Source organism: Kitasatospora papulosa (assembly GCF_000717245.1).
In the GTDB taxonomy this organism is placed as follows: domain Bacteria; phylum Actinomycetota; class Actinomycetes; order Streptomycetales; family Streptomycetaceae; genus Streptomyces; species Streptomyces papulosus.
In genome coordinates this window covers 83,180-97,723 of sequence record NZ_JNYQ01000004.1, presented here as the reverse complement: position 1 = coordinate 97,723, position 14,544 = coordinate 83,180, and the positions used below count along the sequence as shown (strand labels likewise).

Annotated in this window: 10 protein-coding genes; 8 read left to right on the top strand and 2 right to left on the bottom strand. The window is 72.3% G+C overall.

Translation table 11 applies throughout. From position 1 onward, the window contains the following. Position 1 precedes the first annotated feature (1 nt). The 7 genes from gatB to IA22_RS0111640 all read left to right on the top strand — a co-directional run bounded on the left by gatB (position 2) and on the right by IA22_RS0111640 (position 11,025). Positions 2 to 1,510, top strand: a complete 1,509-nt coding sequence (gene gatB, locus IA22_RS0111670; protein WP_014153932.1) for an Asp-tRNA(Asn)/Glu-tRNA(Gln) amidotransferase subunit GatB — start codon at positions 2 to 4, stop codon at positions 1,508 to 1,510. A 224-nt stretch (positions 1,511 to 1,734) separates the two neighbouring features. Then, the gene (locus IA22_RS0111665) at positions 1,735 to 3,846 is read left to right on the top strand and encodes a phosphocholine-specific phospholipase C (protein ID WP_030123572.1); all 2,112 of its coding nucleotides are present in this window, start codon (positions 1,735 to 1,737) and stop codon (positions 3,844 to 3,846) included. A 220-nt stretch (positions 3,847 to 4,066) separates the two neighbouring features. Next, positions 4,067 to 6,283: an MMPL family transporter gene (locus tag IA22_RS0111660; RefSeq protein WP_014153930.1), complete on the top strand. Its 2,217-nt coding sequence runs from the start codon at positions 4,067 to 4,069 to the stop codon at positions 6,281 to 6,283. A 27-nt stretch (positions 6,284 to 6,310) separates the two neighbouring features. Further along, positions 6,311 to 6,865: a GNAT family N-acetyltransferase gene (locus IA22_RS0111655; RefSeq protein WP_014153929.1), complete on the top strand. Its 555-nt coding sequence runs from the start codon at positions 6,311 to 6,313 to the stop codon at positions 6,863 to 6,865. Positions 6,866 to 6,915: 50 nt separating this feature from the next. After that, complete coding sequence (locus tag IA22_RS0111650; RefSeq protein ID WP_202435557.1) at positions 6,916 to 7,590, top strand: hypothetical protein; 675 nt, start codon at positions 6,916 to 6,918, stop codon at positions 7,588 to 7,590. A 127-nt stretch (positions 7,591 to 7,717) separates the two neighbouring features. After that, positions 7,718 to 7,927, top strand: coding sequence for a hypothetical protein (locus IA22_RS34060; protein WP_037814932.1), 210 nt, complete (start codon positions 7,718 to 7,720; stop codon positions 7,925 to 7,927). 50 nt (positions 7,928 to 7,977) lie between these two features. Continuing rightward, positions 7,978 to 11,025 carry a helix-turn-helix transcriptional regulator gene (locus IA22_RS0111640; protein WP_030123570.1) on the top strand — a complete coding sequence of 1,016 codons (3,048 nt, stop codon included), beginning with the start codon at positions 7,978 to 7,980 and terminating at the stop codon, positions 11,023 to 11,025. 68 nt (positions 11,026 to 11,093) lie between these two features. Here the strand turns inward: IA22_RS0111640 and IA22_RS0111635 are convergent, their stop codons facing one another. Both IA22_RS0111635 and IA22_RS0111630 read right to left on the bottom strand, forming a co-directional pair. Continuing rightward, entirely contained in the window at positions 11,094 to 12,269 is a 1,176-nt protein-coding gene (locus IA22_RS0111635) for a PQQ-dependent sugar dehydrogenase (protein ID WP_030123569.1), read from the bottom strand. Between the two features lie 93 nt (positions 12,270 to 12,362). Beyond that, entirely contained in the window at positions 12,363 to 13,355 is a 993-nt protein-coding gene (locus tag IA22_RS0111630; RefSeq protein ID WP_014153924.1) for an aldo/keto reductase, read from the bottom strand. 95 nt (positions 13,356 to 13,450) lie between these two features. Between IA22_RS0111630 and IA22_RS0111625 the strand changes: the two genes are divergently transcribed. Then, positions 13,451 to 14,401, top strand: coding sequence for a 2-hydroxyacid dehydrogenase (locus tag IA22_RS0111625; protein ID WP_030123567.1), 951 nt, complete (start codon positions 13,451 to 13,453; stop codon positions 14,399 to 14,401). Positions 14,402 to 14,544: the final 143 nt, after the last annotated feature.

The window sequence follows — 14,544 nt, the reverse complement described above, 5'->3', positions numbered from 1 at the left end:
AGTGACTGTCATCGACCTGGAGTCGTACGAGGACGCCCTCGCGACGTACGACCCCGTCATGGGCCTCGAGGTCCATGTGGAGCTCGGCACCCGGACCAAGATGTTCTGCGGGTGCTCCACCGAGCTCAAGCAGGACGCGAACTCGCAGACCTGCCCGGTCTGCCTCGGACTGCCGGGCGCGCTTCCGGTCGTCAACGAGATCGGCGTCGAGTCCGCCATCAAGATCGGGCTCGCGCTGAACTGCGAGATCGCCGAGTGGTGCCGCTTCGCCCGGAAGAACTACTTCTATCCGGACATGCCGAAGAACTTCCAGACCTCCCAGTACGACGAGCCGATCGCCTTCGACGGCTATCTGGACGTCCAGCTGGAGGACGGCGAGATCTTCCGCGTGCAGATCGAGCGCGCGCACATGGAGGAGGACACCGGCAAGTCGACGCACGTCGGCGGTGCCACGGGCCGCATCCACGGCGCCTCCCACTCGCTGCTCGACTACAACCGCGCCGGTATCCCGCTCATCGAGATCGTCACCAAGCCGATCGAGGGGGCCGGAGCACGCGCCCCCGAGGTCGCCAAGGCGTACGTCGCCGAGCTCCGCGAGCTCATCAAGGCGCTCGGCGTCTCGGAGGCCCGTATGGAGATGGGCCAGATGCGCTGCGACGTGAACCTGTCGCTGCGCCCCAACGGCACCGAGACGTTCGGTACGCGTTCCGAGACGAAGAACGTGAACTCGCTGCGTTCCGTCGAGCGCGCCGCCCGCTTCGAGATCCAGCGCCACGCCGCGGTGCTGAACTCGGGCGGCACGATCGTGCAGGAGACCCGGCACTTCCACGAGGAGGACGGCTCCACCACGGCCGGCCGCATCAAGGACAACGCCGAGGACTACCGCTACTTCCCCGAGCCGGACCTGGTGCCGGTCGCCCCGTCCCGCGACTGGGTCGAGGAGCTCCGCAAGGGGCTTCCCGAGCTGCCCCGGCTGCGTCGCAAGCGGCTGAAGGAGGAGTGGGGTGTCAACGAGCACGACATGCAGTCCATCCTCAACGCGGGCGCGGTCGACCTGATCGTCGCCACGACCGACGCGGGCGCACCCTCCGACCAGGCCCGCAAGTGGTGGATGGGCGAGCTGGCCCGCAACGCCAACGAGACGGGCCGCAGCCTGGACGAGCTGCCGGTCACCCCGGCGCAGGTCGCCCGGGTGGCGGAACTCGTGGCCGCGGGCGATCTCAACGACAAGCTGGCCCGCCAGGTCCTCGAGGGCGTCCTCGCCGGCGAGGGGGACCCGGACACCGTCGTCGAGAAGCGCGGTCTGAAGGTCGTCTCCGACGAGGGTGCCCTGGGCACCGCCGTCGACGAGGCGATCGCGGCCAACGCGGCGATCGCGGACAAGATCCGCGGCGGCAAGGTCGCGGCGGCCGGAGCGCTCGTGGGAGCGGTCATGAAGGCCACCCGCGGCCAGGCGGACGCCGCCCGTGTGCGTGAGCTGATCCTGGAGAAGCTCGGCGTCGAGGGCTGACACCCGGCGCGCCCGAGGGGTGGTGCTCCCGTCACGGGAGCACCACCCTTCTTTTCTCTGCCGCCTGCCGCCTGCCGCCCCTCGGCCACCGTCACCGCCCGCCCCGCGACGTGGCTCGTGGGCGGGGCCTCTCGGACGTTCACCGCCGGGCCGTACGGCCGTCTTCCCGTCGCCACCCGGCGTGACTAGCTTCCCAGGCGTAGACACGGAACCGGGAGGCTCACTTGACGACGGACATGTCACGGCGGCGGCTCTTCGCCCTCGGGGGCGGCGCACTCGGCGCCGCGGCGGCGGGATCGTTCCTGCCACCGTCGCTCCAGGCGGCGATCGCCGCGGGACCCGCGGCCGGCCGGCCCGGTCGCGCGGGCCTGGACGCCATCGAGCACGTGGTGATCCTGATGCAGGAGAACCGTTCCTTCGATCACTACTTCGGGACCCTGCGCGGAGTGCGCGGCTTCGGCGACCGGAACGCGATCGAACTCCCCTCGGGCAGGACGGTCTTCGAACAGCCGGGACCGGCGGGTTCCACCGTGCTTCCGTTCCCGGTGCGCGAGGCGGCGGAAGCGCAGAAGAAGGACCTCCAGTACATCGGCGCCCTCGACCACTCGTGGAGCGGCGGCGCCAAGGCCTGGTCCGAAGGCTGGATGGACGGCTGGGTCACCGCGAAGACCGCAGCGACCATGGCGTACTACGACCGCGCCGACATCCCGCTGCACCACGAACTCGCCGACACCTTCACGGTCTGCGACGCCTACCACTCCTCGATCCACAGCTCCACCAGCCCGAACCGCAACCACCTGTGGAGCGGCAGAACGGGCGACGAGGCCGACGGCAGGCGGGCCGTGGGCAACGACGCGTACGACGAGGGCACCCACCCGGGATACGACTGGGGCACGTACGCCGAGAGGCTGGAGAAGGCCGGGCGGAGCTGGAAGACCTACACCGAGTGGGAGAACTTCACCGACAACCAGATCGAGTTCTTCGCCACCTTCAAGGCCGTCGCCCGCAAGGCGCTGGTCAGGACCGGCGGGCACACGTACATGGAGTCCTTCTACGCCACCGTGCGGGACGCGGACGGGGAGGAGGAGCGGGAGCGGCTGCTCGGCCTGCTCGACGAGGGCGTCGCCGCACTGACCCCTGCGGAGCGCAGCCTGTTCGAGCGGGGGCTGCGCCGGGTCCCGACGGGCACGCTGGCCGACGAGTTCGCCCGGGACGTGGCGGCCGGAACCCTGCCCGAGGTCTCCTACCTGGTTCCCTCCGCGGTGGACTCCGAGCACCCGAGCGTCTCCTCGCCGGTGCACAGCGCGACGATCGTCTACAAGATCCTGGACGCCCTCGGCAAGCACCCCGACGTATGGCGTCGCACCGTCGTCCTCATCAACTACGACGAGAACGACGGCTTCTTCGACCACGTGCCGCCGCCGGTCGCCCCTCCCGAGGTGACCGAGGAGCACTGGGAGGGCCGGCCCACCGGACTGGGGGTACGGGTGCCCCTGCTGGTCGTCTCCCCCTGGTCGGTCGGCGGATACGTCTGCTCCGAGGTCTTCGACCACACCTCCGTGATCCGTCTCCTGGAGCGCTGGACGGGGGTGGAGGAACCCAACATCGGCGCCTGGCGGCGCCAGGTCACCGGTGACCTCACCTCCGCCTTCGACTTCACCCGCGCCCGGCGGCAGCCGGCGACGGAACCGCCGGCCGCGATACCGCCGTTCGGCGGCCGCTGGCAGCCCAGGCCGCCGGCCGTCCAGCACATGCCCGTCCAGGAGCCGGGCACCCGCCCGGCACGGCCCCTGCCGTACCAGCCCGACGCCCGGGCGACGCTCGTGGACGGGGGACTGCGGGTGGACCTCGGCAACACCGGCCGGTCCTCGGCCCACTTCGTCCTCTACCCCTACGCCCAGGAGTTCCCCGCCCCGCAGCACCGGGACGTCACGGGCGCGGCACGGTGGACGGTGCCCCTGAGGGGTCACGGGTACCGGTTCACGGTCACCGGCCCGAACGGCTTCCGGCGGGAGTTCGAAGGAGCGGCCGACGGCGGCGCAGAGGTCTCCTCCCGCATCGACGCCCACGAGCGGGACCTGCACCTCACGCTGCGCAACACCGGCAGGCGCACGGTGACCTTCACCGTGCGGCCCCTCGGATACGTCGACGAGGACGACCTGCGGGACTGGAGCCGGACGGTCAAGGTCAAGCCGGGACGCAGCCGCACGGTCGTGCACTCGGCGGCCGACGCCCACGGCTGGTACGACCTCGTGGTGACGGCGGACGAGGCGGGATCCTTCCGTCGCCGGCTGATGGGCCACATCGAGAACGGCAGGGCGAGCGTCTCCGGCTGAGGGGCGGGGGACGCAGGGCGACGGGGGAGGGCGCCGGTAGCGGGACGGGCGGTGGCGGGGCGGATCATGCGGGGGAGACGGAAGTCGAGCCGTGTGACGATGCCCACGAAAGCGGCAAAAGGTCAGGATCGGCTGACAGAGTGAGGTCCCCAGGTCAGGTGACTTCGTGGGATGTCCCCGCATATCCCCCTCCGGTCCACGAACCCCAGGAGCTCGTCCGTTGGCCGCCATCGCACGCTGGTGCCTCAGGCACCGCCTCGCCGCAGTCCTCCTCTGGCTGGTCGCCCTCGGAGGCGTGGCCACGGCCGCGGGGTTCGCGGGGCCGGCGTACTCCAACGACTACGAGGTGCCGGGCACCGAGTCGGGCCGCGCCGGTGAGCTCCTGCAGGCGGGGTTCGAGGACCTCGGCGGTGACACCGCCACCGTCGTCTGGCACACCCCGGACTCCAGCGTCCGCGACGGGGGCGTCGAGCGGACGATGACCAGGACGCTGCACGCGATCGGCGCGCTGCCCGGGGTCGGCGACGTCGCCGGCCCTTACGGAGCGGCGTCCCCGGGGCAGATCAGCGCCGACGGACGCACCGCCTACGCCACGGTGACCTTCGACCACCGGGCGGGTGACATCCCGGCCGGGCAGGCACGGGCGGTCGCCGACACCGCGCAGAAGGCCGCGGGGGAGGGGCTCCAGGTCGAGCTCGGCGGCACCGCCGTCGCGACCGGAGCGCCCGCCCTCCATCTGAGCGAGGCCGTGGGGGTGGCCGTCGCCGCGGTCGTCCTCTTCCTCGCCTTCGGTTCGCTCGCGGCCAGCCTGCTGCCCATCGCCACCGCTCTCGTCTCCGTCGGCACGGCCTACGCGGGCACCGTGCTGCTCGGCCACGTCATGACCGTCGCCGACTTCGCGCCGATGCTCGGCATGCTCATCGGTCTGGGCGTCGGGATCGACTACGCCCTCTTCATCGTCACCCGGCACCGCAGAGGGCTGCGGCGCGGACTGTCCGTGCACGACGCGGCGCGGAACGCCGTCGCGACGACGGGCCGCGCCGTCGTGTTCGCCGGAGCCACCGTCTGCGTCGCGCTGCTCGGCATGCTGGTCCTGCGGCTCGGCTTCCTCAACGGCGTGGCGATCGCCGCGTCCCTCACGGTGGTGCTGACCGTCGGGGCCTCCGTGACGCTGCTGCCCGCGCTGCTCTCGCTCATCGGCATGCGCGCCCTGAGCCGGCGTGAGCGCGCGCGGCTGGCCGAGGAGGGCCCGCTGAGCGAGCGGGCCACCGGTTTCGCCGCCCGGTGGTCGGCCTTCGTCGAGCGGCGGCCCCGGCTGCTGGGAGCCGTGGCCACCGTGGTCATGGCGGTACTCGCGGTGCCCACCCTTTTCCTGCACCTGGGCACCTCCGACCAGGGCAACAACCCCGCCTCGGCCACCACCCGGCAGGCCTACGACCTGCTGGCCGAGGGGTTCGGCCCCGGCGTCAACGGGCCGCTGACCATTGCCGCGCACCTCGACGGAGCCGACGACCGGCTCGCCCTCGACGGCCTGCCCGCCGTGCTGCGCGGCACCGACGGAGTCGCCTCGGTGAGCCCGATCACGTTCAACGGCAGCGGCGACACCGCGTTCGTCACCGTCGTACCCGAGACATCGCCGCAGTCCCAGCGGACCAGCGAACTCGTCGACCGGCTGCGGGACGAGGTCCTGCCGCCCGTCGGGGACACGACCTCGCTCCGGATGCACGTGGGAGGGGTGACGGCCGGCTACGACGACTTCGCGGAGATCATCGTCGGCAAGCTCCCGCTCTTCGTCGGGGTGGTCGTCGGGCTCGGCTGTCTGCTCCTGCTCCTGGCGTTCCGGTCCCTCGCCGTGCCCCTCAAGGCCGCCGTGATGAACGTGGCCGCTGTGGCCGCCTCCTTCGGTGTCGTCGTCGCGGTCTTCCAGTGGGGGTGGGGGAGCGAACTGCTCGGACTCGGCAGCGCCGGCCCCATCGAGCCCTTCCTCCCCGTGATCATGGTCTCGGTGCTCTTCGGGCTGTCGATGGACTACCAGGTCTTCCTGGTCGGCCGCATGTACGAGGAGTGGCTCGAGACCGGGGACAACCGCCGGTCGGTGCGGGTCGGGCTGGCCGAGACCGGCAGGGTGATCAACTCCGCCGCGGTGATCATGATCTCGGTCTTCCTGGCCTTCGTCCTCAGCGGCGACCGCGTCATCGCGATGTTCGGCATCGCGCTGGCCGCCGCCGTCGCGCTCGACGCCTTCGTCCTGCGCACCCTCCTGGTGCCCGCCCTGATGCACATGCTCGGGAGCGCGAACTGGTGGCTGCCCGCCCGGCTCGACCGGCTGCTTCCACGCATCAGCATCGAGCCGCCGGACCTTCCCGTACCGCATGCGAAAATCCCGGAAGGGCGCACCGGCGAGGCCGGCCGGCCCGTCGCGCAACGCGCGCGCTGAGCCGCACGCAGAACGAGGGGAGCCGCTGTGTTCACGGTGTCACTGGGGGACGACGGGGCGGAGCTCCGTCCGCTCGAACCCTGGCAGGCGGAGGAGTTCCTGGCCCACATGGACCGGGCACGGGCCCTGGTCGACCCCTGGATCCCGTTCGCCGCGGCCGCCACGGACCTCGCCTCCGCACGCGCGCTGCTCCAGCGGTACGCCGACAAGCAGGCGGCCGACACCGGACGTCTCTACGGCATCTGGCTGGACGGCACCCTGGTCGGCGGTGTCCTCTTCCGCGTGTTCGAGGCGGGGAACGGCAACTGCGAGATCGGCTGCTGGCTGGAGGCCGCGGCGGAGGGCCGCGGCCTGGTCACCCGGGCGTCCCGGACACTGATCGACTGGGCCGTCGACGTCCGGGGCATGCACCGGGTCGAATGGATCGCCTCCTCCGCCAACAGACGCAGCGTCGCGGTGGCCGAGCGGCTCGGTATGACCCGCGAAGGGGTGCTCCGCGAGGCGTACCCGTACCGCGGGAAGCGTCACGACGAGGAGATCTGGGCCGTTCTCGCACCCGACTGGCGTAAGGGACGGGGCTGAGGGAGCCAGTGTTAAGGAGGTTCTCATGGAGGACCCCTAGCGTGCGGCGCATGAACACCTCCCCTTCCACTTCGACCACCGACGACACCGAGGAGAAGAAGGCGGCGAACGGTACCGCCACCGCTCCGGAGGCGACCACCGCCCCGAGCGTGACGAAGCAGGCGGGCTCACCGGAGGACGCCCCTCCGGCCGGCGTCGCACCGGGCGTGACCGCGGCCGACGTGACGGCCATGGACGTGGACGCGACGGACGCGGCCGCGGAGGACGGCCTGGAGGTCGATCTGACGCCCGACCCCTATGCCGACGCCGGGACCGCCGCGGCCACCGGAGTCGGTACCGGCGCGGCGGCCGTGGTGGCCGCCGGACTCGGCATCGTCTCGCTCTCGGGCGCGTGGACCGGCCGTGTGGCCGCCGAACGCGAGACCCTGATGGGCCAGATCAAGACCTCCGGCGGTGGCAGTGCCGCCCAGCAGATCTCAGAGATCTACGGCGACGCCTGGCACAGCACCGCACTGGTCAACGGGATCTTCGCGCTGCTCGCGCTGCTCGTCGGGGTCTTCGTCCTGGTCCGGCCCGCCTTCGGTCCGCCCTCCCCGCTCCCGCAGTCCGGCTGGGTCCGCTCGGTCGCGGTGGCCGGCGTCTCGCTGGGTGTGCTCGGCCTGCTGATCTCCGTAGGCATGTTCTTCGACCTCTTCGTCGCCCTGCCGTCCGCCGCCGGGGGCTGAGACACCCGGCTCGGCCGGCTAAGGCATCCGGCGCAGGGGACTAAGGCACGCGGCCCGCGGAGATGGGGCACTCGCCCGATGCGGCGGCACCCCCGGGCGGACGAGAGTGGGGACACGGCAGGAAGCCGTGTCCCCACTCTCGTTCCGCACCAGGGAGAAGACCATGTACGCGTACGAACTGCACCAGCTCAACGTCGCCGAGCTCCTCCGCACGGGCGAGCAGCAGCGCACCGCACGCCGGGCGGCGCTCGCCCTCCGTGCCGCCCGCCGCGCACAACGCCACGACGCCGAAGGGCGGGTGGGGAAGAACCGGAGCTGGTTCGTCCGTGCCGCGTGACGACGGACGGCGGGCGTAAATCGGTAGCCAGGCCGTCGCACGTGTATGCGATGCTCGGCGACGTGCAGACCAACACCGTCAGCCCCGTCTTCGTCGGCAGGGCCGGCGAGCTCGCCGCGCTCACCGACGCACTCGCCCGCGCCGCCGCCGGAGAGCCGCAGGCCCTGCTCGTCGGCGGCGAAGCGGGTGTCGGCAAGACGCGTCTGGTCGAGGAGTTCCTCGCGGCGGCCTGTCGCCGCGAGGCGGTCGTGGCCGTCGGCGGATGCGTGGAGATCGGGGCGGACGGCCTGCCGTACGCCCCGTTCGCGACGGCGTTGCGAGCCCTGCGCCGCGCGCTGCCCGACGAACTGACCGAGGCGCTGGCCGGGCAGGAGGGCGAACTCGCCCGGCTGCTGCCCGAACTGGGCGAGGCCGACCGCACCCCGAACGACGAGCACGGCACCGCCCGGCTCTTCGAACTCGCCGCCCGCATGCTGGAACGCATCTCGGTGGTCCGCACGGTCGTCCTCGTCCTGGAGGACCTGCACTGGGCGGACGCCTCCACACGCCATCTGCTCACCTATCTCTTCCGCACCCTGCGCAACGGCCGCCTCGTCGTCGTCGCCACGTACCGCGCCGACGACGTCCACCGCCGCCACCCCCTGCGCCCCCTCATCGCCGAACTCGACCGGCTCCGCACGGTGCGCCGCATCGAACTCGACCGCTTCAGCCGCGCGGAGGTCGGCCGGCAGCTCACCGGCATCCTCGCGATGGTCCCCGACGCGGAACTGGTCGACGACATCTTCGACCGCTCCGACGGCAACGCCTTCTTCGTCGAGGAACTCGCCCGCAGCGTCGAGTGCTGCGGTGACAGCTCAGGGCTCTCCGACTCCCTGCGCGACCTGCTCCTGGTACGGGTCGAGGCCCTGCCCGAGAACGCGCAGCGGATCGCCCGGATCATCGCCGAGGGCGGCTCCACGGTCGAGCATCCGCTCCTCGCCGCCGTCGCCGGCCTCACCGAGGACGACCTCGACGAGGCGCTGCGCGCGGCGGTCGGCGCCAACCTCCTGCTGCCCACGCCCGACACCGACGGCTACCGCTTCCGGCACTCCCTGGTCCGCGAGGCCGTCAGCGACGACCTGCTGCCCGGCGAACGCACGCGCCTCAACCGCCGTTACGCGGAAGCGCTGGAAGGCGACCCGTCGCTCGTCCGCACCGACGAGCGCGCCGCGCGCCTCGCCAGCTACTGGTACGCCGCACACGACGCGGGCAAGGCGCTGCCCGCCGTGCTCCGGGCAGCGGTGGAAGCCAGGAGCCGCTTCGCGTACAGCGAGCAACTCCGGCTGCTGGAGCGGGCCATGGAGCTCTGGGACGACGTACCCGACGCCGTGCGCGCGACCTTGCGGCCCCTGGACCACGCCGAGGCCTACCCGGGCTGCGGCTGCGAGCCGTCGGAGGACCCGCTCCGCTACCTCGACCTGATGGCGGAGGCCACGGTCGCGGCGCGCTTCGGTGGAGACCGCGAACGGGCCCTGACCCTCGCGAAGAAGGCCCTGCGTCTCCTGGACGACGACGGGGACCCGCTGCGCGCCGCGTGGTTCTGGGTGCAGCGCTCCCTGATGATGCAGAGCCTCTCCCGCGGTGACGGCTGGCAGGAACTCGCCACCGCCGAAGACCTGGTGCGAGGGCTGCAGCCGTCCGCCGTGCACGCCGACGTCCTGGCGAACGTCGCGAGCTGGGGCGCGCTGCACCGGCCCGGAGCCGAGACCCTGGTGGCCGCCGACCGGGCGGTGGAGTACGCCCGGCTCGTCGGTGAGGAGTCCATCGAGCTGCACGCCCGGCTCACCCGCGGCTGGCTCACGATCGACGCGGGCGACGTCGAGGCGGGCCTCGCCGAGATGTACGGCGTCCGGGACCGCGCCGAGGAGCTGCACCTGGTGGGCGTCATGAGCCGTGCCGCCATCAACCTGCCGTCCTCACTCGAATCCACCGGCCGGTCCCTGGAGGCGGTGGCGGCCGCCGGCCACGGCATCGAGATCTGCCACCGCCACGGACTCCCCGAGTCCGAGGCCTGGGTACGGGCCAACCTGGCCCAGTCGCTCTACTCCCTGGGGCACTGGGACGAGAGCCTGGCGGCGGCCGACGCGGCCGCCCCGCTGGCCCGCTCCCGCAAGTCGAACGGTCTCGTGGCGGCCCGTCGCGCCGATCTGGCCCTGGCCCGTGGTGACTTCGAGGAGGCCGAGGAGCAACTCGCCCTGAACCGGCGTCATCTCGGGCTTCACGACCCGCAGCCGCAACACCTGATCTGCCCCGTCCGGCACGCCATGACCCTCGCCGCCCACCAGGGCAGGCTCCCCGAGGCGCGGGCCGCCTTCGAGGCGCAGTCCGACACCGGCCTGCCGCCGGGCACCCAGCGGTACGCCCTGCCGCTGCTGCGGGCAGCGGCCGCGATCGAGGCCGACGCACGCGGGCTGCCCGCCACCGATCCCGGACGGCCGGCGATCCTCGAACGGATCCGGGGCCATCTGAGGCGGCTGCCGGCACTGGTACCCGTCTGGGCCGCCTACGGCGTGCTGATCGAGGCGGAACTCGCCCGAGCGGAAGGGGCGGAGACCCCCGACCACTGGCGCAGGGCCGCCGAGGCCTTCGCCACGCTCCAGCGCCCCTACGAGCTGGCTCAGGTCCGCTTCCGGTGGGCGGAGGCGACCCTCGCCGCCACCGGCGACCGGACGCCGGCGGCAGAGCTTCTGCGCGAAGCCCACGCGGTCGCGCTGCGACTCGGCGCGGTGCCGCTCGTCGAGAACATCGAGCTGCTGGCCGGCCGGGGCCGCATCGCGCTCGCCGGACAGGACGGCACCCTCGGGGACGAGCCCGCCCGGCCCGCCGAGCCCGTCCCCGCGGTGGACGCGATCGAGTCCTTCGGGCTGACCTCGCGGGAGCAGGAGGTGCACCGGCTGGTCGCGGCGGGATACACCAACCGCCGTATCGCGGAGGAGCTGTACATCTCGCCCAAGACCGCCAGCGTGCACGTGTCCAACATCCTGGCCAAGCTGAACGTCTCCAGCCGCGGGGAGGCCGCCGCCCTGGCACACCGGTTCCGGCTGTACACGGTGGGGTGAGACCGGCACCGGCCCGCCGGCCCCCACCACCGCGCCGCACCGGACCGACAGGTGTCCGGCCTGCCCCGCTACCTCACCTTCAGGAGCAGGATCCGGTCGTCGCCCGGCTTCGCCGTGCCACGGCCGTCCGTGTTGCTCGTGACCAGCCAGAGCTTGTCGCCGCCCGCGGCGAGCACCGTGCGCAGCCGGCCGTACTTCCCCTCCAGGAAGGCCTGGGGACGGGCCAGCGGTTCGTCGGCCTTGCCCGACAGAGGGATCCGCCATAGCCGCTCACCCCGCAGCCCCGCCATCCAGATCGACCCCTCGGCGTACGCGATGCCGCTCGGCGAGGCCTCCGAGGTCTTCCACTGGGCCACCGGATCGACGAACCCGGACGCCCCTTCCTTGCCTTCGACATCTGGCCAGCCGTAGTTCTTGCCCGGCTCGATCAGGTTCAGCTCGTCCCAGGTGTTCTGGCCGAACTCGGATGCCCAGAGCCGCTTGCCGCTGTCCCACGCCAGCCCCTGCACATTGCGGTGACCGTAGGAGTACACCAGCGAGTCACCCTCGGGATTGCCGTGCACGGGCTCGCCGTCGGGCGTCATCCGCAGGATCTTGCCCGCGGGGGAGGCCTTGTCCTGGGCGAGACCCGTGTCCCCCGTCTCTCCCGTGCCCGCGTACAGCATCCGGTCGGGCCCGAACGCGATCCGTCCGCCGTTGTGGATGGAGCCCTTGGGGATGCCCCGCAGAATGGTGTCCGGGGCCCCCAGCTGCTGACCGGGGGGCTTCTTCTCGTCGTACTGGAGGCGGGCGATGCGGTTGTCCGACTCGGTGGTGAAGTAGGCGTAGACGAGATGGTCCGCGCCGAACGTCGGGGCGACAGCGAGACCGAGCAGGCCGCCCTCGCCGGCCGGTGCGACCCCCGGTACCGAGCCCAGAAGCGTCTTCCCGCCGCTCTCCGCGTCGATGCGGGTGATCGTCGCCTCGTCACGCGAGCCGACCAGCAGGTCGCCCCCGGGCAGCGCGGCGACGCCCCACGGCGACGCGAGTCCGTCCGTGAGCGTCTTCACGACCGCGACCGAGCCCTCGGCCGGAGGGAGGTCCGCCGACGGGCTCGCCGAGGCCGGGGCGGACGCGGGGCTCGACCGTGGGGAGGGTGCCTCCTCACCGGCCGCCGGGCCGTCGCCGGACGAGCAGGCGGACAGCAGGAGGGAGGCCGAGGCGAGCAGGGCCACCACCCCGTTGCGCAGCACGGGAGTTTGCACAGCACCGATCCTTTCGACGGTCGCACGACTACTGTTCTTACACCGCCGCCCCGTCATGGGTTCCCGGTCTCCGCCAATTCTCACGCCACGGGGTCAGTCCCACGACCCGCGGGCCCGCGGCAGCCCGGCTATCTCGTCCAGGTCCCCCTCGGTGAGGACCAGCCCCGCAGCTCCCGCGTTCTCCACGGCCCACCGCTCCTGCTTCGCACCGGGCACGGGCACCACGTAGGGGCCCTGCCCCAGGACCCAGGCCAGAGCGACCTGCGCGGGCGTGGCGCCGTGCCGCTCCGCGATCCTGCGCAGCCCCGCCACCACGGGCTGGTTGGCCGCCATCATCTCCGCGGTGAAGCGGGGGTGCCTGGCCCGCGCGTCATCCGGTTCGAAGCCCTGGCCGGGCGTGAGCGTGCCCGTGAGGTAACCGCTGCCCAGCGGCATCGCCGCCAGCACGCCCACCCCGCGGGCCGAGCACCACGGCAGCAGGTCCTCCAGCGCCTGGGGCGACCACACGGACAGTTCCGCCTGGACCGCGCTGACGGGAAAGACCTGCTGGACCCGCTCCAGCTGCCGGATGGTCCCGTCGTGCATCCGCGCCCCCGGCCCGCGGCCCGCCCTCGCCCCCACCGCGGACAGCCCCAGCGCCCGCACCTTCCCGGCGGTCACCAGATCCGCCATCGCTCCCCAGGTCTCCTCGACCGGTACCTCGGGATCCGCCCGGTGGAGCTGGTAGAGATCGATCACATCGGTCTGGAGCCGGCGCAGCGAGGCGTCGCAGGCCCGGCGCACGTAGCCGGGACGGCCGTTGGCCACGACGTGCTGGTCGCCCACGAGCAGACCGCACTTCGTGGCGAGGAAGGCCTCGGACCGGCGTCCCCTGAGCGCCCGGCCGATGAGCAGCTCGTTGGTGAAGGGCCCGTACATGTCGGCGGTGTCGAGCAGTTGGACGCCCGCGTCCAGTGCGGCGTGCACGGTCCGCACGGAGCGGTCACCCCGCTGCTGCGACGTGCTGTAGGCCCAGCTCATCGGCATACAGCCCAGCCCGACCGCGCCCACGGCGAGCGCCGTCGCACCGATAGTCCTGCGCTCCAACTCCCCGAACCCTCCCTCGGTCCCGTGATCACGGGGCCCACCAGCACCCCAAAGTAACCTCTGCGGTCGCGCGGCCTTCGCATAGCCTCGTGACCATGACTTCTGCAACCGCCACCGACGTATGGCTGCCCTTCGCCGCCGAGGAGATCGACGGTCTCCCCGAGGGTCTCAACTACCGGTTCTGGGACGGTGGCCGGGACTACCCGGCGGATCCCGCCGACTGCGCGTTCTACGTCGTCCCTTACATGAAGGGCCCGGAGGTCGCGGTCCGCCCCCTCGGCGGGATGAACGCGGTCCAGGTCGTCCAGACCCTCTCGGCGGGCATAGACCACGTCGAGCCGGGGCTCGGTCTACTGCCCGCGGGAGTCCGGCTGTGCAACGCCAAGGGCGTGCACGAGGCATCGACGGCCGAGCTCGCGCTCGCGCTCGTCCTCGCCTCGCTCCGCGGGTTCCCGGGCTTCACGCACGGCCAGGACAAGGAGGAGTGGAGGTCCGGCTTCTACCCGGCGCTCGCCGACAAGTCCGTGCTCGTGGTGGGGTACGGCTCGATCGGCGCGGCCATCGAGGACCGGCTCGAACCCTTCGAGTGCGCGCGGGTGATGCGCGTCGCGCGCTCCGCACGGACGACCGCACGCGGTCCCGTACACGCGATCGAGGAGCTTCCGGCGCTGCTCCCCGACGCCGACGTCGTCATCCTGTCCACACCGCTGAACCCCTCCACACAAGGGCTGGTGGGCCCCCGCTTCCTCGCCGCGATGCGGGACGGCGCACTGCTCGTGAACGTCGCGCGCGGCGCCGTCGTCGACACCGACGCCCTGCTGTCCGAACTCGAGTCCGGGCGGCTGCGTGCCGCACTCGACGTGACCGACCCCGAACCCCTGCCCGCCGGCCATCCTCTCTGGCATGCTCCCCACACACTCATCACCCCCCATGTGGGCGGCAGCACCTCGGCGTTCCTGCCCCGGGCCAAGCGGCTGCTGGCCGGACAGCTCACCCGGTTCGCGAAGGGGGAGCCGGTCGGCAACCTCGTCCTCACGACCGGCTGAACACGCTCCGCAGCGGTCCGACCGCTCCGCGTCCCGCCAACACCCCAGGTCGTCACGGAGAGTAGAGAGACTATGTCCCTGAGTGACGACTCTGGTGTATCGTCCGCAAGAGGGCAGCGCCGTGGAAGGGGCGGCGCCGGGGA

Bases quoted from the DNA above. Each gene is read 5' to 3' on its own strand.
- IA22_RS0111650 (WP_202435557.1), top strand. From the start codon at position 6,916: ATGAACACCTCCCCTTCCACTTCGACCACCGACGACACCGAGGAGAAG.
- IA22_RS0111625 (WP_030123567.1), top strand. From the start codon at position 13,451: ATGACTTCTGCAACCGCCACCGACGTATGGCTGCCCTTCGCCGCCGAG.
- IA22_RS0111640 (WP_030123570.1), top strand. From the start codon at position 7,978: ATGCTCGGCGACGTGCAGACCAACACCGTCAGCCCCGTCTTCGTCGGC.